At 40.8% G+C, this 22,981-nt stretch carries 21 protein-coding genes; 19 read left to right on the forward strand and 2 right to left on the reverse strand.

What is annotated here, in order from left to right; genetic code table 11:
* Window position 1 precedes the first annotated feature (1 nt).
* The 8 genes from rplO to rplQ all read left to right on the forward strand — a co-directional run bounded on the left by rplO (window position 2) and on the right by rplQ (window position 4,939).
* The gene (gene rplO / locus IF202_RS16580; protein ID WP_191596033.1) at window positions 2–436 is read left to right on the forward strand and encodes a 50S ribosomal protein L15; all 435 of its coding nucleotides are present in this window, start codon (window positions 2–4) and stop codon (window positions 434–436) included.
* Window positions 437–1,765 carry a preprotein translocase subunit SecY gene (secY, locus tag IF202_RS16585; protein ID WP_191596034.1) on the forward strand — a complete coding sequence of 443 codons (1,329 nt, stop codon included), beginning with the start codon at window positions 437–439 and terminating at the stop codon, window positions 1,763–1,765.
* Window positions 1,766–1,792: 27 nt separating this feature from the next.
* Window positions 1,793–1,906, forward strand: coding sequence for a 50S ribosomal protein L36 (gene rpmJ, locus IF202_RS16590; RefSeq protein WP_036163151.1), 114 nt, complete (start codon window positions 1,793–1,795; stop codon window positions 1,904–1,906).
* A 127-nt stretch (window positions 1,907–2,033) separates the two neighbouring features.
* A complete protein-coding gene (rpsM, locus tag IF202_RS16595) occupies window positions 2,034–2,390 on the forward strand; it encodes a 30S ribosomal protein S13 (RefSeq protein ID WP_036163152.1) in 357 nt (118 codons plus the stop codon).
* 64 nt (window positions 2,391–2,454) lie between these two features.
* The gene (gene rpsK / locus IF202_RS16600) at window positions 2,455–2,847 is read left to right on the forward strand and encodes a 30S ribosomal protein S11 (RefSeq protein WP_191596035.1); all 393 of its coding nucleotides are present in this window, start codon (window positions 2,455–2,457) and stop codon (window positions 2,845–2,847) included.
* A gap of 13 nt (window positions 2,848–2,860) precedes the next feature.
* Window positions 2,861–3,481: a 30S ribosomal protein S4 gene (rpsD, locus tag IF202_RS16605; protein WP_191596036.1), complete on the forward strand. Its 621-nt coding sequence runs from the start codon at window positions 2,861–2,863 to the stop codon at window positions 3,479–3,481.
* A 33-nt stretch (window positions 3,482–3,514) separates the two neighbouring features.
* Window positions 3,515–4,519: a DNA-directed RNA polymerase subunit alpha gene (locus IF202_RS16610; protein WP_191596037.1), complete on the forward strand. Its 1,005-nt coding sequence runs from the start codon at window positions 3,515–3,517 to the stop codon at window positions 4,517–4,519.
* 42 nt (window positions 4,520–4,561) lie between these two features.
* Window positions 4,562–4,939, forward strand: a complete 378-nt coding sequence (gene rplQ, locus IF202_RS16615) for a 50S ribosomal protein L17 (RefSeq protein ID WP_191596038.1) — start codon at window positions 4,562–4,564, stop codon at window positions 4,937–4,939.
* A gap of 176 nt (window positions 4,940–5,115) precedes the next feature.
* Here rplQ and uvrA read toward each other — a convergent pair whose 3' ends face one another.
* Window positions 5,116–7,938 carry an excinuclease ABC subunit UvrA gene (gene uvrA, locus IF202_RS16620; RefSeq protein WP_191596039.1) on the reverse strand — a complete coding sequence of 941 codons (2,823 nt, stop codon included), beginning with the start codon at window positions 7,936–7,938 and terminating at the stop codon, window positions 5,116–5,118.
* Window positions 7,939–8,095: 157 nt separating this feature from the next.
* Between uvrA and IF202_RS16625 the strand changes: the two genes are divergently transcribed.
* The 7 genes from IF202_RS16625 to IF202_RS16655 all read left to right on the forward strand — a co-directional run bounded on the left by IF202_RS16625 (window position 8,096) and on the right by IF202_RS16655 (window position 16,892).
* The gene (locus IF202_RS16625; protein WP_191596040.1) at window positions 8,096–9,454 is read left to right on the forward strand and encodes an MFS transporter; all 1,359 of its coding nucleotides are present in this window, start codon (window positions 8,096–8,098) and stop codon (window positions 9,452–9,454) included.
* A 50-nt stretch (window positions 9,455–9,504) separates the two neighbouring features.
* Complete coding sequence (ssb, locus tag IF202_RS16630) at window positions 9,505–10,248, forward strand: single-stranded DNA-binding protein (RefSeq protein WP_206705546.1); 744 nt, start codon at window positions 9,505–9,507, stop codon at window positions 10,246–10,248.
* 178 nt (window positions 10,249–10,426) lie between these two features.
* Window positions 10,427–10,837, forward strand: a complete 411-nt coding sequence (locus tag IF202_RS16635; RefSeq protein ID WP_191596041.1) for a DUF6088 family protein — start codon at window positions 10,427–10,429, stop codon at window positions 10,835–10,837.
* Window positions 10,803–11,756: a nucleotidyl transferase AbiEii/AbiGii toxin family protein gene (locus IF202_RS16640; RefSeq protein WP_191596042.1), complete on the forward strand. Its 954-nt coding sequence runs from the start codon at window positions 10,803–10,805 to the stop codon at window positions 11,754–11,756. The genes IF202_RS16635 and IF202_RS16640 overlap by 35 nt, the downstream gene beginning before the upstream one ends.
* Before the next feature lie 169 nt (window positions 11,757–11,925).
* Window positions 11,926–15,195, forward strand: coding sequence for a hypothetical protein (locus IF202_RS16645; protein ID WP_191596043.1), 3,270 nt, complete (start codon window positions 11,926–11,928; stop codon window positions 15,193–15,195).
* Window positions 15,196–15,205: 10 nt separating this feature from the next.
* Window positions 15,206–15,673 (forward strand): response regulator, encoded by a 468-nt coding sequence (locus tag IF202_RS16650; RefSeq protein ID WP_191596044.1) that lies wholly within the window; start codon window positions 15,206–15,208, stop codon window positions 15,671–15,673.
* A 1-nt stretch (window position 15,674) separates the two neighbouring features.
* On the forward strand, window positions 15,675–16,892 hold the full coding sequence (locus IF202_RS16655; protein ID WP_191596045.1) for a phosphorylase family protein: 1,218 nt from the start codon (window positions 15,675–15,677) through the stop codon (window positions 16,890–16,892).
* Between the two features lie 230 nt (window positions 16,893–17,122).
* On the opposite strand, the gene IF202_RS16660 is transcribed toward IF202_RS16655, so the two are convergent.
* A complete protein-coding gene (locus IF202_RS16660) occupies window positions 17,123–17,389 on the reverse strand; it encodes an Lrp/AsnC ligand binding domain-containing protein (protein WP_191596046.1) in 267 nt (88 codons plus the stop codon).
* A gap of 402 nt (window positions 17,390–17,791) precedes the next feature.
* On the opposite strand from IF202_RS16660, the gene IF202_RS17355 reads away from it, so the two are divergent.
* The 4 genes from IF202_RS17355 to IF202_RS16680 all read left to right on the forward strand — a co-directional run bounded on the left by IF202_RS17355 (window position 17,792) and on the right by IF202_RS16680 (window position 22,980).
* Window positions 17,792–18,043 carry a VOC family protein gene (locus tag IF202_RS17355; RefSeq protein WP_206705547.1) on the forward strand — a complete coding sequence of 84 codons (252 nt, stop codon included), beginning with the start codon at window positions 17,792–17,794 and terminating at the stop codon, window positions 18,041–18,043.
* A gap of 108 nt (window positions 18,044–18,151) precedes the next feature.
* On the forward strand, window positions 18,152–18,733 hold the full coding sequence (gene smrA, locus IF202_RS16670; protein ID WP_191596047.1) for a DNA endonuclease SmrA: 582 nt from the start codon (window positions 18,152–18,154) through the stop codon (window positions 18,731–18,733).
* Between the two features lie 150 nt (window positions 18,734–18,883).
* Complete coding sequence (locus IF202_RS16675; protein ID WP_191596048.1) at window positions 18,884–21,805, forward strand: insulinase family protein; 2,922 nt, start codon at window positions 18,884–18,886, stop codon at window positions 21,803–21,805.
* Between the two features lie 53 nt (window positions 21,806–21,858).
* Window positions 21,859–22,980, forward strand: a complete 1,122-nt coding sequence (locus tag IF202_RS16680; protein ID WP_191596049.1) for a 1-acyl-sn-glycerol-3-phosphate acyltransferase — start codon at window positions 21,859–21,861, stop codon at window positions 22,978–22,980.
* Window position 22,981: the final 1 nt, after the last annotated feature.

Here is a 22,981-nt window from a genome sequence, read left to right on the forward strand (position 1 = left end):
TATGTTTTTAAATACTCTTAGTCCTGCCGCAGGTAGCAAGCATGCTCCTAAACGTGTTGGTCGCGGTATTGGTAGCGGCTTGGGCAAAACCGGCGGGCGAGGCCATAAAGGTCTTAAATCTCGCTCTGGTGGCTCAGTAAAACCTGGTTTTGAAGGTGGTCAAATGCCTTTGCAGAAACGCCTGCCAAAATTTGGTTTTACTTCGCGTCAAGCAAAGTATGTTGCTGAAGTTCGTTTAAACGAACTTGCTGCTGTAAATGCTGAAGTTGTAGATTTGGCTGCTCTTAAAAGCGCCGACATTCTTGGTCATCAAATTAAGACTGCACGTGTAATCTTGTCTGGTTCTATCGACAAAGCTATTACCGTTCGTGGCCTTAAATTGACTAAAGGTGCTCGTGCCGCTATTGAAGCAGCTGGCGGAAAAGTCGAGGAATAAATGGCAAAGCGTGACTCACAACCTGCTGGTGCACAAAACGGATTAGGTGAGCTTTGGGCTCGTATTCGTTTTGTATTCTTAGCAATTATTGTATACCGAATTGGTGCGCATATTCCTGTCCCGGGCATTAACCCTGACAGATTATCTGCATTATTTGACCAAAATGAAGGCACAATTCTGAGTTTATTTAACGTATTCTCAGGGGGCGCACTAGAACGCATGAGTATTCTTGCGCTCGGTATTTTGCCCTATATTTCTGCCTCTATTATTATGCAGTTATTGACGGTCGTGAGTCCGCAGCTAGAGCAGTTGAAAAAAGAGGGTGAAGCGGGTCGTCGTAAGATTACTCAGTACACTCGCTACGGTACGGTTCTTCTTGCACTTGTTCAGTCTGCTAGTATGGCAGTTGGACTTGCAAGCCAAGGGATCTCATTTAGTAGTGGTATAGAATTCTATGCTGTTGCTGTTGTGACGCTTGTTGCTGGTACTGTCTTCTTAATGTGGTTAGGTGAGCAAGTTACTGAAAAAGGCATTGGTAATGGTATATCCATTCTTATCTTCGCCGGTATCGTTGCAGGCCTACCATCTGCTTTAGCTCGCTCTTTCGAATCGGCTCGTCAAGGCGATATCAATATTTTAGCTTTGTTGCTAATTGGTATAATTGCCATTGCGACTATCGCGTTCGTTGTTTTCATCGAACGTGGTCAGCGTCGTATTACGGTGAATTATGCTAAGCGCCAGCAAGGCAAAAAAGTATTTGCTGCGCAAAAGAGTCATTTGCCACTTAAAGTGAATATGGCTGGTGTTATACCGCCAATCTTCGCTTCAAGTATCCTTTTGTTTCCTGCTTCGATCGGCCAATGGTTTGGTCAAGGTGAGGGAATGGAATGGCTGCAAAATATCTCTTTAGCTCTTGCTCCTGGGCAACCGCTCTATGTGTTGTTGTTTGCAATCGCAATTGTCTTCTTTTGCTTTTTCTATACAGCGCTAGTGTTTAACCCTAAAGATGTGGCAGATAACTTGAAAAAATCCGGTGCTTTTTTACCGGGTATTCGTCCAGGTGATCATACTGCTCGATATATCGATGGTGTAATGACTCGTTTGACATTGTTTGGTGCTTTATACATCACTCTAGTGTCTCTGATGCCTCAATTCTTTGTTGTTGCGTGGAATGTTCCATTCTACTTTGGCGGTACTTCTATGTTGATCGTAGTAGTTGTTGTCATGGACTTTATGTCGCAAGTTCAAAGTCATTTGATGAGTCAGCAGTACGGTGCATTAATGAAAAAGTCTAATCTGACTGGTTATGGTCAGAATGGCCTGATGTAATGCGTTAAGCATTAGTTGGAGATCAATATGAAAGTACGTGCATCTGTAAAGAAAATCTGTCGTAACTGTAAAATCGTTCGTCGTAACGGTGCAGTTCGAGTGATTTGTGTTGAGCCTCGTCATAAACAACGTCAAGGTTAATAACGAGTCTGCTCAATGATAGGTAAGGGTGGTTGATTTATGTCCTAAAGATAGGCATAATCAGCCGCCCTAATGATAGTAAAGTGATGAATTATTTAATAATCATCAATAACAACGGAGTAAAATGATGGCTCGTATAGCCGGTGTCAATATTCCTGACAATAAACATGCGGTCATTTCTCTGACTTACATCTTCGGAATTGGCCGTACTCGTTCGCGCGCTATTTGTGCTGCTACGAGTGTTGCAGAATCTGCGAAAATAGGTTCATTAAGTGATGATATCCTTGATGAACTTCGTGGCGAAGTTGCTAAGTACACTGTAGAGGGTGACTTACGTCGTGAAGTCAGTATGTCTATCAAACGTTTGATGGACTTAGGTTGCAACCGCGGGATTCGTCATCGCCGCAGCCTACCAGTTCGTGGTCAACGTACCAAAACGAACGCTCGTACACGTAAAGGCCCACGTAAGCCTATTCGTAAGTAATTTAAACGCGTTTCGCTCTAGCCTCAAGTGGGCTGGAGCTGAGCATTAAACAGGAAAGTGCAATATGGCTAAGCCAGCAGCGCGCACCACCAAGAAGAAAGTCAAAAAGACTGTCGTCGATGGTGTTGCTCATGTACATGCCTCATTCAATAACACGATTGTGACTATCACCGACCGTCAAGGCAACGCTTTGTCTTGGGCTACTGCAGGTGGTTCTGGTTTTCGTGGTTCTCGTAAAAGTACTCCTTTCGCAGCTCAAGTAGCAGCGGAACGTGCCGGTACTGTCGCACAAGAATTTGGCCTTAAAAACGTTGATGTAATGATTAAGGGCCCTGGTCCTGGTCGTGAGTCTGCAGTTCGCGCATTGAACTCTTTAGGCTTACGTATTAATAACATCACAGATGTGACGCCAATCCCGCACAACGGTTGCCGTCCACCTAAGAAACGTCGCGTTTAAAGGAGACAGATACATGGCTCGTTATATAGGTCCAACTTGTAAGTTGTCTCGTCGTGAAGGTACCGACTTGCAATTGAAGAGCGGTTCACGCGCTCTTGAGTCTAAATGTAAAGCAGATACGGTTCCGGGTGTACATGGTGCACGTCGTAGTCGTCTTTCTGATTACGGCTTACAATTACGTGAGAAACAAAAAGTACGTCGTATGTACGGTGTTCTTGAAAAACAATTCCGTAACTACTACAAATCTGCCGCTCGTCTTAAAGGCGCAACTGGTTCAAACCTTTTGCAACTTCTAGAATCTCGTTTAGATAACGTTGTTTATCGCGCAGGTTTTGGTTCTACACGTGCGGAAGCTCGCCAATTAGTAGGCCATAAAGGCATTCTAGTAAATGGTGCAACGGTTAATATCGCGTCTTACCAAGTTCAAGCTGGTGACGTAGTATCTATCCGTGAAAAGGCTAAGAAGCAATTGCGTGTATTAAGCGCACTAGAGCTATCTAAAAGTCGTTCAGCGATCCATTGGATCGAGGTTGATTCAACCAAATTAGAAGCAACTTATAAAGCTGCTCCTGAACGTGCCGATTTATCAGCTGAAATTAATGAGAACCTAATTGTCGAACTTTACTCTAAGTAAGTCGGTAACTAGGATCAAGAAATAGGTGGATCTATGCAGCGTTCAGTGAGCGAATTGTTAACCCCACGCAACATTGAAGTGCAAGAATTGGGCAACACTCGCGCTAAAGTTACACTACAACCACTAGAACGTGGTTTTGGTCATACTTTAGGTAACGCGTTACGCCGCATTCTTTTATCTTCAATGCCAGGTTGTGCGATTGTTGAAGTTGAAATCGACGGTGTATTACATGAATACAGTGCAATCGAAGGGGTTAAAGAAGATGTTATTGAGATTCTTCTTAACCTGAAAGGAGTTGCGATCGCTCTACACGGGCAAGATGAAGCAACTCTTACTTTAAGTAAAAAGGGTCCTGGTATCGTAACAGCTGGTGATATTCAGCTAGTTGCAGATGCGGAGATCGCTAACCCAGATCATGTTATTGCGCACTTGGATGACACTGCAGAGCTAAATATGCAGATCAAAGTCGCACGTGGTCGTGGTTATGAGCCTGCTGATGCTCGTGTTGCTGGTGATGATGAGACTCGTCCTATCGGTCGCTTGCAACTGGATGCTTCATTCAGCCCTGTTCGCCGAGTAGCGTACAGTGTCGATAATGCTCGTGTAGAGCAGCGTACAGATTTAGATAAGTTAGTCTTAGACATCGAATCTAATGGTACGATCGATCCTGAAGAAGCTATTCGTAGAGCAGCGACTATTCTACAACAACAAATCGCAGTGTTTGTCGCCCTTGAAAGCGAAAGCGAAGCGCCTGTTGTAGAAGAAGAGGATGAAATCGATCCAATTTTGTTACGCCCGGTTGATGATCTTGAATTAACCGTTCGCAGTGCTAACTGTTTAAAAGCAGAAAACATTTATTACATCGGTGATTTGATTCAACGTACAGAGGTTGAGCTTCTTAAGACGCCTAACTTAGGTAAAAAGTCGTTAACTGAAATCAAAGATGTATTAGCGCAGCGTGGTTTGTCTTTGGGAATGCGTCTAGAAAACTGGCCACCGGCTAGTTTAAAAGACGATAGCAAAGTTCTAGCTCGCTAGATCATTGTTCCCTGACCACACTAGTTTGGTAAGGAATATAAAATGCGTCATCGTAAGAGTGGTCGTCACTTAAACCGTACTAGCTCACATCGTAAAGCGATGTTTAAAAATATGGCAGTTTCCTTGTTTGAGCACGAAGTTATTAAAACTACGTTGCCTAAAGCAAAAGAATTACGCCGTGTTGCTGAGCCATTGATTACATTGGCGAAAGTTGATTCTGTAGCGAATCGTCGCCTTGCCTTTGCTCGTACTCGTAGCAAAGATGCAGTAGGTAAATTATTTACGCAGCTTGGTCCTCGTTACCAAGATCGTCCTGGCGGTTATGTTCGCATTCTAAAATGTGGCTTCCGTACAGGTGATAATGCACCTATGGCTTATGTTGAATTGGTCGATCGACCAGTTGCAGAAGCTGCTGAGTAAAATCAGTTTGTAATAAAAAAGCCGAGCTTTAACAAGCTCGGCTTTTTTTGTGCCTGAATTTTGTGTCTATGCCTCTAATGCATGTACAAGGCTATTGCTGGCTGATAAAAAAAATACCTGATGGAAATACTTCCATCAGGTATTTTTTTTATCAGAGCCTTAACGCAACCTATAGCCTATTTAAGCATTAGCTTTAAGAATCGCCCTGTATGAGAGTTTTTAGCTTCAGCAATATCTTCAGGCGTTCCTTCCGCGACAATGTAACCGCCACCACTACCACCCTCTGGACCCAGGTCAACAACCCAATCGGCTGTTTTGATAACATCCAGGTTATGCTCAATAACCACAACTGTATTTCCATGATCACGAAGACGATGTAGAACCTTAAGAAGCTGTTCAATATCGGCGAAATGTAATCCAGTGGTTGGCTCATCTAAGATATACAAAGTAGTGCCTGTATCTCGCTTAGACAATTCTTTCGCCAGTTTTACGCGCTGAGCTTCACCGCCCGATAAAGTTGTCGCGGCTTGTCCTAAGCGAATATAACCTAGACCAACATCGACGAGTGTCTGTAGCTTTCGAGCGATAGATGGCACAGGGTCAAAAAACTCACGAGCATTTTCTATTGTCATTTCAAGGCATTCGCGAATGTTCTTGCCTTTGTAGTGAATCTCTAGCGTTTCGCGGTTATAGCGTTTGCCTTTACAGGTATCACAAGGAACATAAACATCAGGAAGGAAATGCATCTCTACCTTGATGACGCCATCACCTTGGCAAGCTTCACAGCGTCCGCCTTTCACATTGAAACTGAATCGACCTGGTTTATAACCACGTGAGCGCGCTTCTTGTGTAGCAGCAAACAGTTCTCGCATTGGTGTAAATATGCCCGTGTAAGTCGCTGGGTTAGATCTAGGCGTACGACCAATAGGGCTTTGATTAATGTCTACACACTTATCAAATAAATCCATGCCTTCAATGCGTTCATGTGGCGCTGCTTTTAACGTTGTTGCTCCGTTTAACGCTGTCGCCGCAAGAGGGTATAAAGTACCGTTTACCAAGGTTGATTTGCCAGATCCGGAAACACCCGTCACACAAGTCATCACACCAACAGGAATCCTTAAATCAACCGTGTTCAGGTTGTTACCTGTTGCACCAATCAAGTTAAGAGACATATTGTCTTTGGCTTTATGGCGAATAGTCGGAATTTCAATACGGCGTTTACCTGTTAAGTACTGCCCTGTGATAGATTCTGGACAATCCATAATGTCTTGAGGTGTACCGCTGGCAATAATCTCTCCACCATGAACCCCAGCGCCTGGTCCTATATCCACTACAAAGTCAGCAACGCGAATGGCGTCCTCATCATGTTCAACCACAATGACCGTATTGCCTAAGTCTCTAAGTCGAGTCAAAGTAGCAATTAGTCGTTCATTATCACGTTGGTGCAAACCAATAGAAGGCTCATCAAGAATGTACATAACGCCAACGAGTCCAGCGCCAATTTGGCTAGCAAGTCGAATACGCTGCGCTTCACCACCAGACAAAGAGTCAGCCTTACGGTCAATGGTTAAGTAATCCAAGCCGACATTTACCAAGAAAGTTAAACGATCTCTAATTTCTTTGAGTATCTTTGAGGCAATCTCGCCGCGTGCTCCAGGGAGTTCAAGCGTTTCGAAATACTTTAAACATTCAGCAATAGGGTATGTAACTATTTCTGGCAGTGTTTGTTCAGAAATGAATACATTGCGAGCGGAACGATTCAATCGAGCTCCATGACACTCTGGGCAAGCTTGAACGCTAATATATTGAGATAAGTCGGCACGAACACTGTCGGATTCCGTTTCATGATAGCGGCGTTGCAAATTAGGGATAACGCCTTCAAAAGAATGAGAGCGAGTCATTTTGTCGCCGCGTTCATTAATATAAACGAAATCTATTTTGTCTTTTCCTGAACCTTGTAATACGCGTTTTTTAAAATCTTCTGGTATGTCATGATATTTTGCATCAATATCAAAACCATAATGCTTCGCTAATGCAGTAAGTTGTTGGTAATAAAATATACTGCGACGTCCCCAACCACGAATCGCGCCTTCTGCTAGCGTCAGCGTCTCATCTTGAATGATTCGATCTGGATCGAACATCTGATGTGTGCCAAGACCGTCACACGTTTGACAAGCACCATTCGGATTGTTGAACGAGAACAGTCGTGGTTCAAGCTCCGTTAAGCTGTAGCCACATACAGGACAAGCGAATTTACTTGAAAAGATATACTCTTCCTTCTCATCGTCCATGTTTAGAGCTTTAGCAATACCGTCAGATAAACCTAAGCAAGTCTCAAACGACTCAGCAAGGCGTAGCTGTAAATCTGAGCGTACTTTAAAGCGATCTATCACCACCTCAATCGTATGCTTCTTGTTTTTTTCTAATGCAGGCGCATCATCTAAGTCAACAACGATGCCGTCTATACGAGCTCGAATAAAGCCCTTTGATAACAAATCGCTAATGGTATGTAAGTGCTCACCTTTGCGATCCTTGACGATAGGTGCAAGCAACATCATCTTAGTTTCTTCAGGTAGAGATATAATTTTATCGACCATTTGTGATATGGTTTGCGCCTCTAAAGGCTCACCATGATCTGGGCAACGAGGTTGTCCGGCACGTGCATATAACAGTCGTAGATAATCGTATATTTCTGTTATTGTGCCGACTGTTGATCGAGGGTTGTGAGAGGTCGATTTTTGCTCGATAGAGATAGCAGGAGACAGACCTTCAATATGGTCAATGTCTGGCTTTTCCATCATAGATAAAAATTGGCGAGCATAAGTAGATAAAGACTCTACATAACGACGTTGGCCTTCTGCGTACAAAGTATCAAATGCGAGAGAGGATTTACCCGAGCCAGACAGTCCAGTTATCACCACAAGTTTGTCTCTTGGGATGTCTAAGTCCACATTTTTCAGATTGTGGGTGCGGGCTCCGCGTATGGTAATGGTATCCATGAGTCTCCAATGTAAAATTGATCAACAGAAATGAATCTGCCAGTAAATTAAATAACTGTCTATTTTTACAGTAGTTGAAATAGAGCTTCAACGGTATTTTGAGTAAAATAGACATCTTTTTTCCTTAACCCCTAAGTTAAGTGGTTATTATTCCATTATGGACTTACTAGAACGTCGATCAGTACTTGCATTAGCGCTTATCTATTTATTTAGAATGCTAGGCTTGTTTCTTATTTTACCAGTCATCAGCGTTGCGGCCGATGGGCTTACTGGTGCCGACGCGGCCTTAATTGGCACCGCTATTGGTATCTATGGTTTGACACAAGCCAGCCTGCAAATTCCTATGGGAATGTGGTCTGACAAAATTGGCCGAAAACGTGTCATTGTCATCGGGCTTTTGTTGTTTGCCGTAGGCAGTTTGATATGTGCAAATGCAGATAATATCACGACCCTAATCATTGGCCGAGCAGTGCAAGGTGCAGGCGCAATTGCGAGCACACTGATGGCGCTATTAAGCGATGTAACAAGAGAGCAAAATCGAACCAAAGCCATGGCCCTCGTTGGTGTTAGTATTGGTGCCTCGTTCATGTTGTCTTTGATATTTGGTCCTTGGATATTTGCTCTAGTAGGGCTGTCTGGTCTCTTCTACCTTTCCTTTGCTTTATCTTTAATAGGGATAGTATTAATCATTTTTGCTGTGCCTAATATTGTTCAGCATACTTTTCGTAGAGACACGACACCCAGCCTGCAGGCATTGGGCTCGGTATTAAAAGATTCAAAACTGCGCTTCTTAAACGTGAGTGTATTATTATTGCATGCAAGCCTAATGGCATTGTTTGTTACTGTACCTGATTTACTGATTAATCAATTCAATTTACCCTTGTCAGAACACAGTTGGTTTTACATGTTGGTGATGGGTTTTGCTTTCGTAGGTATGCTACCATTAGTGGTTATTGCTGAATCAAAAGGCAAGATGAAAGGCGTACTGGTTGTAGTGCTGGTTTTATTAGGAACAAGCTCAATATTTTTACAATGGGCACCTGACCTTTGGTGGTTTGGTATCCTATTTTGGGTGTATTTTGTTGGCTTCAATGCATTGGAAGCGACACTTCCTTCACTCATTAGTAAATTGGCTCCCGTTGGTTATCGCGGAACGGCCATGGGTGTGTTTTCTACGCATCAATTTTTAGGTACCTTCTTAGGTGGCGTCGGTGGTGGTTGGTTGCTGCAAAACTACTCCCAAAGCGGTGTGTTTTGGGTTGTGGGTGTTGTGTTTTTAGCATGGTCATTGGTTGGTTTAACACAGCCTGCACCTCGTCAGTTAAGCAGCTTAGCTTTTAGTCTGCCGAATATAACGGAAGAAGAAATAACCAAATTGGCAGATCAACTTACGCAAGTCCAAGGAGTGGAAGGCATGCAAATTTTTAAAGACGAGCAAACTGCTTATCTTAAAGTCGATAAGAAAATATTAGATAAAGACACATTGAAGCGTTTAGCGCCTCAAGTAGCTCTTTAAACAGAATCTTTTTAAAAGAATATTATTTCTATTTTTAGTTGGAGAACATCATGGCTCGTGGAGTAAATAAAGTGATCATAGTAGGTAACGCAGGCAATGATGCTGAAGTGCGTTTTATGCCATCTGGTGCAGCTGTTGCAAACGTGAGCCTTGCAACAACAGAAAGCTGGAGAGACAAGCAAACAGGCCAAATGCAAGAGCGTACAGAATGGCATCGTGTTGCGTTTATGGATCGCGGTAACTTCCGCCTTGGTCAAATCGCTGGCGATTTCATTAAGAAAGGCTCAAAAGTTTACGTGGAAGGTTCATTGCGTACACGTGAGTGGGAAAAAGACGGCATCAAACGTTACACAACAGAAATCGTTGCTAGTGAAATGCAGTTATTAGATGGTCGTAGTGACGGCGGCAATGCGGGTCAGCAAGGCGGGTACGATTCAGCGGGTCAAGGTGGTTACGGTCAGGCGCCTGCACAAGCAGCACCTCAACAAGGTGGCTATGGCCAAGCGCCAGCACAAGCTGCACCTCAACAAGCACCACAAGGTTTTAATCAGCCTCAAGGTGGATACGGTCAAGCGCCAGCTCAGCAAGCACCACAACAAGCTGCGCCACAACCACAGTCTTTTGGTAGTTGGGGCAATGCACCACAACAAGCGCCAGCTCAAGCGGCTCCACAGCAACGCGCTCCTGCACAAGCTGCGCCTCAACGTGCTCCGCAACAAGCACCAAAAGCACCAGAGCCAAAACCACAACAAGCGCCAAACTTTGACGACTTCGATGATGACATTCCTTTTTAAAATATACATATTTTAAAAAGGTTGATTTAAGTTCGTTTAGAAAAACTTTCAAAGCCTCGCATACGCGGGGCTTTTTTGTAGGTGATGTTAGGTTGTATAGTTGTCTCACGTGTCGTATATTTGTAAGTATCGTTGTCGTATTTTTGTATCTTAGGTGACTTTCAAAGGAGGGTTTTAGATGGCTAGCAAAACGCTTAAAAGTAAGGTTAATTATCGTGTTATCCGGAGTAAATCTGATGTCTTTACGCCTAGTGATTTTTTTGACCTTTCAGATAGAGATCAGATAGGAAGAGCATTAAGACAACTTGTGTCTGAACAACGTTTGATTCGTTTTGGGCAAGGCTTATACGCAAAAGCGAAAGTATCCAAATATACTGGAAAGGTTTTACCTGTAAGGCCTTTAACGGATTTAGCGGTAGAAGCGTTGAATAAGTTAAATGTTAAGGTTATTAGCTCCAAAGAGCAGACACAGTATAATCAAAATCAAACCACTCAAGTTCCTACTGGTCGTGTTATAGCGGTTAAAGGGCGAGTAACAAGACGTATGAGTTTAAATGGATCAACAATTAAGTATCAACGTGTCTCATAATATTCCAGAACCAGGTCTGATTCAGGAAGTAGCCTCGCAGCGAAATGTAAGTGAGGCTTTTATTGAGAAAGATTGGTTTGCCGTTCAAGCATTAAAGCTAATATCTTCAAATATATCTGAGAATGAAAATATCCAAACGATATTCTCAGGCGGCACTAGCCTTTCAAAAGGACATGGACTAATTCAAAGGTTTTCTGAAGATCTCGACTTTCGCTGTCACTATATAGGCTCACTTTCACAGGGACAGAGACGCAATGCTAAAAGGGAATTGAGAGAGTGTTTGATACGCTCACTAAGTATCGAAAATTTTTTAATGTTTAATCAAGAGCTTCTACAGCAAAGCGGAAAATACTTTAAGTTCCCTCTTAGCTATCGTAAAAATACGTCTATCCACGACGCCCTAAGAACAGATTTAGAGCTAGAATTTAGTTTTACTCCTCCTAGACTGCCTCCTGTCTCAAAACCAATTATTTCTATGATAAATGAATACTTAGGCGAACCTGCCGAGACAAGTATTTCATGTATGCAGTCTGTGGAAATTGGTGCAGATAAACTGAGTGCTTTAACCTGGAGAGTGCTTAAACGTGATAGAACCAATATAAATGATGATCCTACATTGGTTCGACATATTCATGATTTGTGTGCACTTGAACATGAAATTTCACAGCATGCACTGCAGTTCAAATTGATTGCCATCACTTCGTTTGAAGGCGACCAAGATATACCAAATCGTGATGTGAACATTGGCTTTGTGGACAGTATCGGCATCATGATAGATAGACTAAAATCAGACCTCTTGTATGCTCAAGAATATCGTCAGTTTGCAGAAGCAATGTCCTATGCTGATGATGACCAACAGATAACTTTTGATAGGGCTATATTAAGTTTAGAAAGAATAGCTTCGTATGTTTCTGATTGATAGGCGATAGCAGACTCACTTCTTATTGGTGTTAATTTAACTCTGACCTGTTTTATTCTACATGATGTGTAGTGTCGATATGACTAAGCTAGACCAATCAAAGTTAATTGATACAATAAATAGATCATTCCTGAAAAGGTAGCATTAATGATTAAAATGGAGTTTTATCTTGAGTAATAAGTTTAAAGGAATTAAAAATAAAGTTCGTGGTTTTGAAGGGGCTTTAAGGAAGAAAGATCCGAGGTTTAAGAATAATTTCGTGAATACAAGAGAATTCAGCTTTAATTATAGGTCATACCTAATTGACTCCAGAATAAGCTTGAATCGGTCTGACTATGAGAGCTTTTTATCTTGGAGCTATGAACTTTTGTCGAGGCTTCCTGAAATTTATAAATCCAAGCAAGGTAAAAAATACGCAATAGGTCGAATATATACAGATGCACCAGAGATGCCTCTTGAAAAAGAGATTTTTTGGGTTTCTTGTTATTTGAAAAAATATTCAAAAGAGTTGAGTGTTTTTATATTGTCTAGGAAAAAAATAGAAAGCCTTTTTTTAAATGAACAGTATCTAGATGCATTATATGAAATAGATGAACTAGAAAATAATCAAGGGCGTTCTCTATGGGGAATGAAGCTTAAAATAGCTCTTTATCAAAAACTAAAAGGATTAGAAGAGCAGAAAAGGTTGACTCAGGATTATAGAAATGATGTTGGGCCAGGGCTAATAAATTATATTCTATATATGATTAGTGTCCGAAATGAAGATCGCTCTAGCATAGAAAACATAGTAGATAATTTAAGTAAGCAGTTAAAGAAATCAGAGCTAGATGAAAGTGCAAACTCATACTTAAGGTACTCCATTTCAGGAATACTACCTGATGATAAAGATAGTCTTTCAGGGATACTTAAAATAGAGCAAAGTAACTCTGTGACAGACCTTTTTATAACTTATGAGAAGGTTATAAATAAATTAAAATGTTCATTTCCTGCATTTTATAAAAAAGATTTTGATGTGATTGATTGTTTTTATAGCATGAGATTGAACTTCTCTGAAGAATTGATTGGTAGTTTGAATATTGGTTTTGATTATTTTTTTACAAAGTTGATTTCTCTTTATAAAGACAACCCATCAAATGAATTTTTGTTCTTCTTGATGTTTTGTTTAAGGCTAAAGCCTGAATATGATAAATATTTTAATGGTTTTCATTTCCCTGTTTTTGATTTGGTTATAGATATTTTTTCTGAAAGGAAAGATGTCCGATTAGATTGTTCAAAAGTTATTAAGGAACTTGTTAATTTTGATGGATTTGATCTTTCTCAAATGATATTAGGTTTTTTTAATGATATTTTTCGAAGTAGTTTCAAAACTCCGTTATTGAATAAGCTATTTATGGCATATGATGTCAGTCTTGAATTGATATTTAATAAATTAAAATTTACAGAAATATATAAAATAATTGAAGTGAGAAAATTTATTCAAAAAGGAGATTATGAACAAGGGGTTGTTAATTTAGAGTTAGTTGAAGGGGATATTTTATTTATAGATTTTTGTATTTCTTCGTTGAAGCTAGAGTGTCTTTATAATTTAGATAAAAGCAAAGAAGTTATGGAGTTTGTCTCAAATGAATGCTGTTCTGAAGAAACAATTAAGTCTTTTCTTCCCATAACAGAGGCAATTAGAGAACTAGATACTAACGATTACAAAATTTCATCACCATTACTACTATCACCAATTGTTCTTTATAATGATTGGGTACGAAGTGAATCAACGGAAAGCTTTACAGATCTTCGATATTTTTTTAAGAACGCAATAAAAAAACTTGGCTGTGCTAAACCATCTGAGCTTACTTTTGAAGGTGCAGGCTTATCTAAAGATTTGTATATATTTTTCTTAAATAAAGTTTGTATTCCTTCTGTAATTGACTCTCTAAAAGCTATAAATAGTACTGTTGATGTATTGAATGAAAGGATTGAGATTTGCCAAAAACTTATCGCTTTTAATTCGTCTAATAAAGCAGTGTACCAAGATGAGATGTTGTTGATAAAAAAACAGATTCAGCTTCAAGAAGGTAGACGCTTTCTTGATTCTACTCGGATCTATGTAGATAGTGACTCATTATCAAGATGGGCTAAGAAGAATATATCGGAAGACTACTATAGATTTAAAGATATAAGCGGATTAAATCCGGATATGGACTTTGATGATAGCGGAGTTGATTATACTGGTTCTGAAGAGGATGTCGATTTTGATATTGACCTTTATGAAAAGAATGAAGCCAACTCCTTACTTTTTGAAATAGTAAATAAGTTTGTATATCAATTTTTAACAAACTCTAGTTTTGGACTTGATTATTATCTGAGTAAAAGGATAAGGCACCAGTCTTTTGTTGGTTTGATTAGAAGTCACTACGAATTCTCTGATTTGATTGTTAACAAAGATGCAGAAGATAAAGGATATCAATCGAACTCATATTGGATGCAAAGGTTTAAGGCATTGGATGTAAAAAGTATCAATAAGTTGGATGATTGTTTTAAGGTGTTCTCGGAAGAGTTTGATAAAGAGATCTTCTCATTTAGAGATGAAAAGTTGCATATCAGGTCAAAGGAACATCCTGAAGGTCTAATTCAAATTAAATATGCATATTCAATTCAGAAAATAATATATGATCCTTTGTCTAAATCTGAGACTTTAGACGAGTTTATTGATTATTTGAATTTTATATTGAATATACTATTAGCAGTTCCTCTTCAGGAAACTAGAGAATATGTTGATAACATATTTAAAGCGAAATTAGCGAATATAGCCCATGATTTTAGAAGCAAAGTGAACTCAATTGCTGGGCGCGATCCTGAATTTAATGAGTTTGATAGGGTATTATCTGAGAGATCAACTGCTGTGCAGCACTCATTAGATGAGGTTATTCGTTGGTTCACCCCTGCAGCATCTGAAGATATTCAAACTACTTTCAGTTTAGAGGAAATGATTAATATCTCTGTTGATGGAATTAAAAGTTTATTTAATTCATTTTCACCTGATTTGGAATTGAAAGTTTCATCTGACAGAGAGGTTCAGATGATTGGTGAAAATCTTGTGTTTATAAATGATGTTTTGTTTATCTTGTTTGATAATGCAAAACAACATTCTGGTCTGGAGCGACCGAAAATAAGTCTTTTATCAGAAATAAGAGATAGTTCATTGATAATAGACTTTAAAAGCTCGGTAGCTACTTCTCTTTTATCAAAGCATGAAAAGGAAATATTAAAAATAAAAGATTTCATTAGTAAGGGTGATTTGTCAAGTAGAACTAAGAAAGAAGGTAAAAGTGGAATTATTAAAATTGCTGCATCTTTGAGTGGTGTTGATGGTGCTATGCTGGATTATGGATTCGATGATGGTGATTTTTACATTAAAGTAGTTAGTCCAATAGGCGAGTTTTAAGGAGGGGGAAATGGCTATAAAAAATATATTGATAGTTGAGGATGAGTCTCCAAAATATGAGCATATCAAATCTTTTTTTATTGATTTGATCGATAATGTTAATATCGATCAAAGTAGGTCTGTTTCCAGTGCAATAGATTACCTTGATGATGAAAGTCCTGACCTGATTATTTTAGATATGTCTCTACCAACTTTTGATATATCTGATCACGAAACTGGTGGTCGTCCTCAAGGCTTTGGAGGGATTGAAATTCTCAGAAACATGTATCTTGAAGATAACTTTTGTCCGACCGTTGTTGTTACAGGGTACCCTTCATTTTTGAAAGAAAGTGGTGAAATGGTTGGGCTGAATGAACTGAGGATTGAATTAATAGATAAATATGGTGATTTTCTAAAAGGTGTACTCCATTTTAACACTACGACAAATGAGTGGAAAAATGAGATGAAGAGAATAGTTTCAGAACATAGGTTGATATAAATTGAAAGTTTTAATTGTCGATGATTCTTCTAGTAGATATGAAGCGTTAATTGTTAGCTTAAAAGAAAAAGGAATGAATCTAGAAGATATAGTTATAGCTAATTCTTCTTCGGATGCCATTTCAAAACTTGAAGATTGTCAGTTTGATCTAATGATACTAGACCTTCTTTTACCGAAAGAAAAGTGGGAAAATCAGATTAGCTCTCAGAATTCAATGGATTTGATTAAAGAGATTACAGTAGGAGATGATTTATTAAAACCTGGAAGTGTTGTTGGTCTTACTTCAGACTTAGAGGCATCTAAAGACGCTGTGAATTTAATGGATGGCCAAGGGTGGAAAGTAGTTAAGTATGAACAAAACAAATCATCATGGCTGGAAATAATCGGGAACTTGATTAAGTACCAAAAGGGTATCGTAAATAATTCAGCAACAATAGAAGTTGACTTATTAGTTATATGTGCCCTAAGAACTCCTGAGTTAAAATCTGTTTTATGTTTACCTTGGGAGTGGGAATTAAAGGAGTTTGGTAATGAATTTGATCTTCATATCGGCTCGTTTCACTCTGGAGGCAAAAGGTATACTGTAGGAGCTTGTCATGCTAGCAAGATGGGAATGGTGGCTACGTCGTCCCTTACTGCAGCACTTATTGCCCGTCTAAATCCTAAGGTTGTCGCTATGACAGGGATTTGTGCAGGTATTAGAGGGAAAACCGCGCTGGGTGATTTAATATATGCTACTTCTGTGTGGGATTATCAAACAGGCAAACGAATGAACTCTCCGGAGCATGGCGAGGCTCGTTTTCTAATTGATCCTCATCAGATTCATGCTGCTAGTGATGTTGGGCGACATATAAGCAAGGTCGCAGAAGATAGTAGCTTTCTGCTTAGTCTTGTTGATAAGCATCCAGAGAGTAAACGTCCTCAAATTCATACGGGACCTATAGCTAGTGGTTCTGCAGTTATAGCTGATTCTAAGTTTATTGAAGATATCATACAGCAAAATCGCAAGGTACTAGGGGTAGAGATGGAAATTTATGGTCTTTACTTTGCTGCACATGAAGCATTTAATCCTCCCAAAGTATTTTCTCTAAAAGGAGTCTGTGATCATGGAGATGAGACTAAGGAAGATGGCTATCAAGCATATGCATCTGACTTTAGTGCATTAACTTTGAAGAAACTAATGGAAGACTATGGTAGTAAAATTATGGATAAAGGTTAAGGTATTGCTACCTTTCTATACTAAAAACAGTCTCGATGGACTGCGTTGTATATAAAGAACTCAAGAGCCTATTATTTGTATAAGCTCTTTCGCCTATTCAAAAGCTCAAAACTATAGCATCTTCTTTGTAGTGGGAGATGGAGTGTAAAGCCTAATTTTAGCTTCTGGTATATTGGACTTCCCAGAGTTTGTCTTTGTGTTTCCTTCCAAGACTTTTTGTTTGCGAGCCACTACTCCGCCGGCGGTATTGAGCTGTTGGCTTTGAAGTGTTTGAGTACCACTAGGGTGCGAAAGTATTTCACGCTGTCGTCTTTGTGCCGCACGCGGTTGGTGAAGTCATCGAAGGCTTCCATGTCGGTAGGCAGCACTTGCAGCACCACATCATGATCTCCTGTGACACACCATGACTCGAGTGCCTCTGGCTCCTTGTTAACCCGAGTAAGAACGCTGTTGATGATAGCGTTGTTGTCTCTTTCGAAGGTGAGCATGACGAGCATATTTATTGTGTCATGGCGAGTGGTGAGCCTGTGATGGGGGGTGATCGTCAGCTTTTCTATCTTAGGAGAGCTGTTATCTTTACTGCAATGCTTGGGTATTGGCGCAATCGTAGAGGCCTCTATTGGCGTTGTGCTATCACCTCTTTCGTCTAAGAGTCTTTTACAAAGTGAGTAATAGAGTAAAGCGCGCTGATTTTGGTCGGTATTTTCAGGTGAAACTGGTTACACTGACGGTTATTTCGAAGAGACAAAGGATAAAACGATGCTTTTAGGCGCTATGCTCGGAACCAATGATCTCGCGAAGGCGGGTGTTTTTTACGATGGGCTTTTACGTACGATCAATATGGTTCGTACGATGGAAGTGGAAGGCGAGATTGGATACGGTGTTGCTGGCGGCGATAGTTGCTTTTGGATTTTAAACCCTTTAATAAAGAGCCTGCGACAGTAGGGAATGGTGTTCAAATTTCGTTTCAAGCGTCGAGTAATGAAGAGGTGGAAGCCTTTTATCGGGCTGCGTTGGCATTGGGTGGTTCGGATGAAGGCGCGCCGGGTTATCGATATCGACCACATTACTTTGGTGCTTATTGTCGTGATATAGATGGGAACAAATTGCATGTGGTTTATGAAGCTGCGGATGTTAGTAGGCAGGCATAAAAGGTTTCTGTATGTGGATCATAAAGAAAAGGTTTCTATTTATAGAAGCCTTTTTTCGTCTGTGCTCATATAATCACGGGAATAGTTAAATATAAGAGGTGTGGGCTGGTGGATAACGAAGATGAAATGTCTTTGTTTGCTCAGGAAGTAGCGGGCATTAAAAAGCTTGAAAAGAGCGAAGTGTACCTTGCTAAGAAAGGTGCGCCTGTTGATTATGAAGAGCGTCAAAAAGCAGCGATGATTGCGATAGAAGCCGATAGAAATCATTTGTCCCATGATTATGTGGAGAAGGTTGACCCTAATGATGTGCTTCAATTTAAACGCTCCGGTGTGCAAGATGGTGTTTTCAAACGTTTGAGACAAGGTAAATACGGTATTGAGGCCAGACTAGATTTACACAACCATACCGTGGTGCAGTCTCGTGAGCAGGTCTATCAGTTTGTGAATGACTGTATGCGTAATGATATTCGCGTGTCTATTTTGGTACATGGTAAGGGTGATCGTGAGCCAGACCCAGAAAACCAAGCCATGCTGAAGAGTCATATCAATAAATGGTTACGAGATTTAGACCCCGTGATGGCGTTTCATAGTGCGCAAAGACACCATGGTGGTTTGGGTGCTGTGTATATTTTGTTCAAAAAAACAGAGAAGGCGCGCTTGGAAGATTGGGAAAAACATCAGAAACGCTGATGTTTTCTTTTCCGAATTAGAAAGCGTTCACGTTAGTTCGTGCAGTAAAAGCCATATTTTTGCTATAATCCCGCCACTTTGCTGACTTGAGTTTATCCAAGCAGCCCCAAACATTACTGTCATCGCATTCTAATTCTATCGAGGTAGATAATGACTAATCGCACCGCACATCATCCTGCGTTCACATTTCTTCGCAGTGAGTTTATCGATGCTCTTAACGTTACCGTTCAAGAGTTTGAACACACAGTTACCGGTGCTAAGCATTTTCATATTGCATCAGACAATGACGAGAACGTTTTTTTGGTTGGCTTAAAAACCATTCCAACCGATTCTTGTGGTGTCGCACACATTCTTGAACACACTGTGTTGTGTGGTTCAGAGCGTTTTCCTGTTCGTGACCCTTTCTTTATGATGATTCGTCGTTCGTTGAATACTTTCATGAATGCGTTCACGTCTTCAGATTGGACGGCGTACCCGTTTGCTAGTAAGAACAAGAAAGATTTCAATAACTTGCTAGATGTGTATTTAGACGCGGTGTTCTTTTCTCGTTTGGACGAGTTGGATTTCTCTCAAGAAGGTCATCGTTTAGAGTTTGCTGAACCTGATAATGTTGAATCTGATTTAACGTTCAAAGGCGTTGTGTTCAATGAGATGAAGGGCGCGATGAGTTCGACGACTTCTGTGTTGTGGCAAACACTGACAAAATATTTGTTCCCAAATAATACTTATCATTTTAATTCTGGTGGTGAGCCTGCGGATATTCCTGACTTGTCTTACCAAGACTTGTTGGCGTTTTACCGTACGCACTATCACCCTTCTAATGCTGTGTTTATGACGTTTGGTGATATTCCTGCGGAAACATTACAAGCCGAGTTTGAAGCGAAAGTGCTCAGCCGATTCGAGCGTTTAGACACGCAAGTCAGTGTGCCAAACGCGAAGCGTTACTTCTCTCCTGTACGAGTGGAAGAAGGCTATGCAGCGGAAGAAGTAAAAGAAGACGGCAGTCATGTGGTTGTTGGTTGGTTGTTGGGTGAAAGTACCGATTTGAATCAGCAATTTGAAGCGCAACTATTGTCCAGTGTGTTGTTGGATAACAGTGCATCGCCATTACTTCGCGTATTGGAAAACAGTGATCTTGGCCGTGCACCATCGCCATTATGTGGTTTAGAAGACAGCAATAAAGAAATGAGCTTCATGTGTGGCTTAGAAGGTGTGAAACGCGAAGACGCAGAGAAAGTAGAAAAGCTTGTTTTGTCTACGCTAGAAGAGATTGCCGAGAAAGGTGTTCCTCAAGAATCGGTTGATGCCATGTTGCATCAATTAGAATTGAGTCAGCGTGAAATTGGCGGTGGTGGTTATCCTTACGGCTTGCAATTGATACTCGCTGGTTTGTCTACGGCCGTGCATTCTGGTGATGTGATTGCTCAGCTAGACCTTGACCCTGTTATTGAGGCGATGCGTGAAAAAGTTCAAGACAAGGCGTACATCCCAAACTTAATTAAAACCTTGTTGTTGTCGAATTCGCACAGAATTACGTTAACGCTAAGCCCTGATGATGCACTTGAAGCACGTCGTAGCCAAGCAGAAACAGATCGTTTAAGCCAAATTAAAGCCGGCTTATCCGATGCAGAGAAGCAACAGATTGTGAAACGCAGTGCCGACTTGAAAGCGCGTCAATCTCAAATCGATGATATGAGCATTTTGCCAAAAGTTGGCTTGGAAGATGTGCCGGCTCGTTTGCCTGAATATGAGCGTGAAGAAGTCGCTGGCGATTTGCCTGTTACCTTCTACCCTCAAGGTACTAATGGTTTGGTGTACCAGCAGTTGGTTATCGATTTACCTGAGTTAACCGAAGAAGAAATTAGCTACTTGCCTTTGTTTTCTTCGATGATGACAGAGCTCGGTGTAGGCGAAGCGGATTACCTCACAGTTCAAGAGCGTCAGGCTCAAGTGTGTGGTGGCTTGGGTGCGTCGAATTCTATTCGTGCGACGATTAAAGATCGCCAAGCGCTTAATGGTTACTTCATATTGTCGACAAAAGCCTTGGTGCCAAATGTAAAAGCAATGAGCGAATTGCTTAAAGACACTATATTGAACGTGCGCTTTGATGAAGTTAACCGTGTGAAAGAGCTAGTGGCTCAACGTAGAGCTCGACGTGAACAATCTATTACTGGTCAAGGTCATTCGCTGGCTATGACAGCGGCATCTAGTGCTTTGTCTGGTTTGGCGGCTCAGCAAGAGCAATGGAGTGGTATGACAGGTATACGTTCAGCGATTGCGCTAGACGATGCCATGAAAGAAGACGATAAAGCTGTGAATGATGTATTAGCTTTATTTAAAGGCATGCACGCAAAACTATTGAAAGCGAAAAAACAGCTTTTATTGGTCGCAGAGCCACAGCATGAAGCAAGTATTGTGAGCGATGTGCAAGCGATTCTTGCTGATTTACCAGTAGGAGCAGAAGACACTAAATTTGCACTGAAACCTGTTGATTCACGAGTAAATCTTGCGTGGTTAACGTCGACTCAGGTCAGTTTTTGTAGCAAGGCGTTCCGTACAGTGTCCGGCGATCATGATGATGTGGCGGCATTAACCGTCTTGGGTGGTTTTTTACGCAATGGTTTCTTACACCGCGTAATTCGTGAACAAGGCGGGGCTTATGGTGGCGGAGCAAGTTTCGACGGCAGTACTGGTTCGTTCCGATTCTACTCTTATCGTGATCCTCGTCTGACAGAAACGCTGGCAGATTTTGATGCATCTATTGAGTGGATGCTTACGGAAACTCATACAGAAGAAGCATTAGAAGAAGCGGTACTTGGTGTGATTGGTTCTATGGATAAACCAGGGTCACCAGCGGGTGAAGCGCAGGGTGATTTCTATGTGCAATTACATGGTCGTAGTTTGGCATATCGAGAAGCGTTCCGTGCCAAAATACTGGCTGTGAGCATAGATCAGCTGCAGCAAGTTGCTAAGACTTACCTGACGAAAGAAAATGAAAACGTTGCCGTAGTAACATCTACGTCAAAACGTGAAGAATTAGAAGCGTTAGGCTTCGATATTCAAGCACTATAAACCACTGCTTTATAATAAAAAAATAAAACAGTTATTACTGACGGAAAAAATCAATGGACCAGTTTCACGATATACGCCCTTACAATGACAGTGAAGTCACTGGGGTTCTGAAAGACCTGGTTGAAACACCAGACTTTATTAATACTATTATCGCGTTTCGCTTTGCTAAGTGGCCTCGTTTTTTACACGGGCCACTGTCGTTTCTTGTGAAAACGGCTTTAAAGCGTCAGATTGGTAGTATTTCTAATGTCCACGAATTTCAAATGCGCGTTGCCAATTACATGGAGCGCATGATTAAAACCACGACCACGAATGTGGAATATCGAGGCATTGAAAAACTAGATAAGAATGTCGGCTATTTATTTCTATCGAATCATAGAGATATTGCCATGGACCCTGCTTTCGTCAATTACGGCTTGTATTTGGCGGGTCTGAATACCGTACGTATTGCCATAGGGGACAATTTGCTGAGTCGTCCTTTTGTGTCTGACATTATGCGATTAAACAAAAGCTTTATCGTGAAGCGTTCTGTTAATGGTATTCGAGAAATGATGGCGGCGTTTGGTCAGTTGTCGTCTTATATTTCAGAGTCCTTGATGAAGGAGCAGTCTAATATTTGGATTGCTCAAAAAGAAGGGCGAGCAAAAGACGGTTTGGACCAAACAGATCCAGCGATTATTAAAATGTTTTTCATGAGCCAAAAGAAAGAAAAAATACCTTTCGCTGAAGCCATGGGAAACTTGAAAATCGTGCCTGTGTCTATTTCCTATGAATACGATCCTTGTGCTTTCGATAAGGCGCAAGAGTTACACCAGAAATCAACAACGGGTAACTACGAAAAATCTGAAACCGAAGACATAGATAGTATTAAAAATGGCATAGTCGGTCAGAAAGGTAAGGTGGTTGTTACTTTTGGTGATGTAATTAAAGATGATTTTGGAACACCGGAAAGTTTTGTTGCGGAAGTAGATCGCCAAATTCTGACTAATTACGCGATTCATTCAACCAATGAAGCGGCGTTTGCATTACAACAAGGTTTGCCATCAACAGACAGTGCGTTTTCAAGTTATCTTGAGGCTTGTCCTGAAGAGTTAAAGGAAACGGTGTTGGCTATGTACGCTAACCCATTAAAACAACAGAAAAAATACCTTAATACACAACATGGGAGTGTCTAGT

Source organism: Marinomonas colpomeniae (assembly GCF_014803385.1).
Lineage (GTDB): Bacteria > Pseudomonadota > Gammaproteobacteria > Pseudomonadales > Marinomonadaceae > Marinomonas > Marinomonas colpomeniae.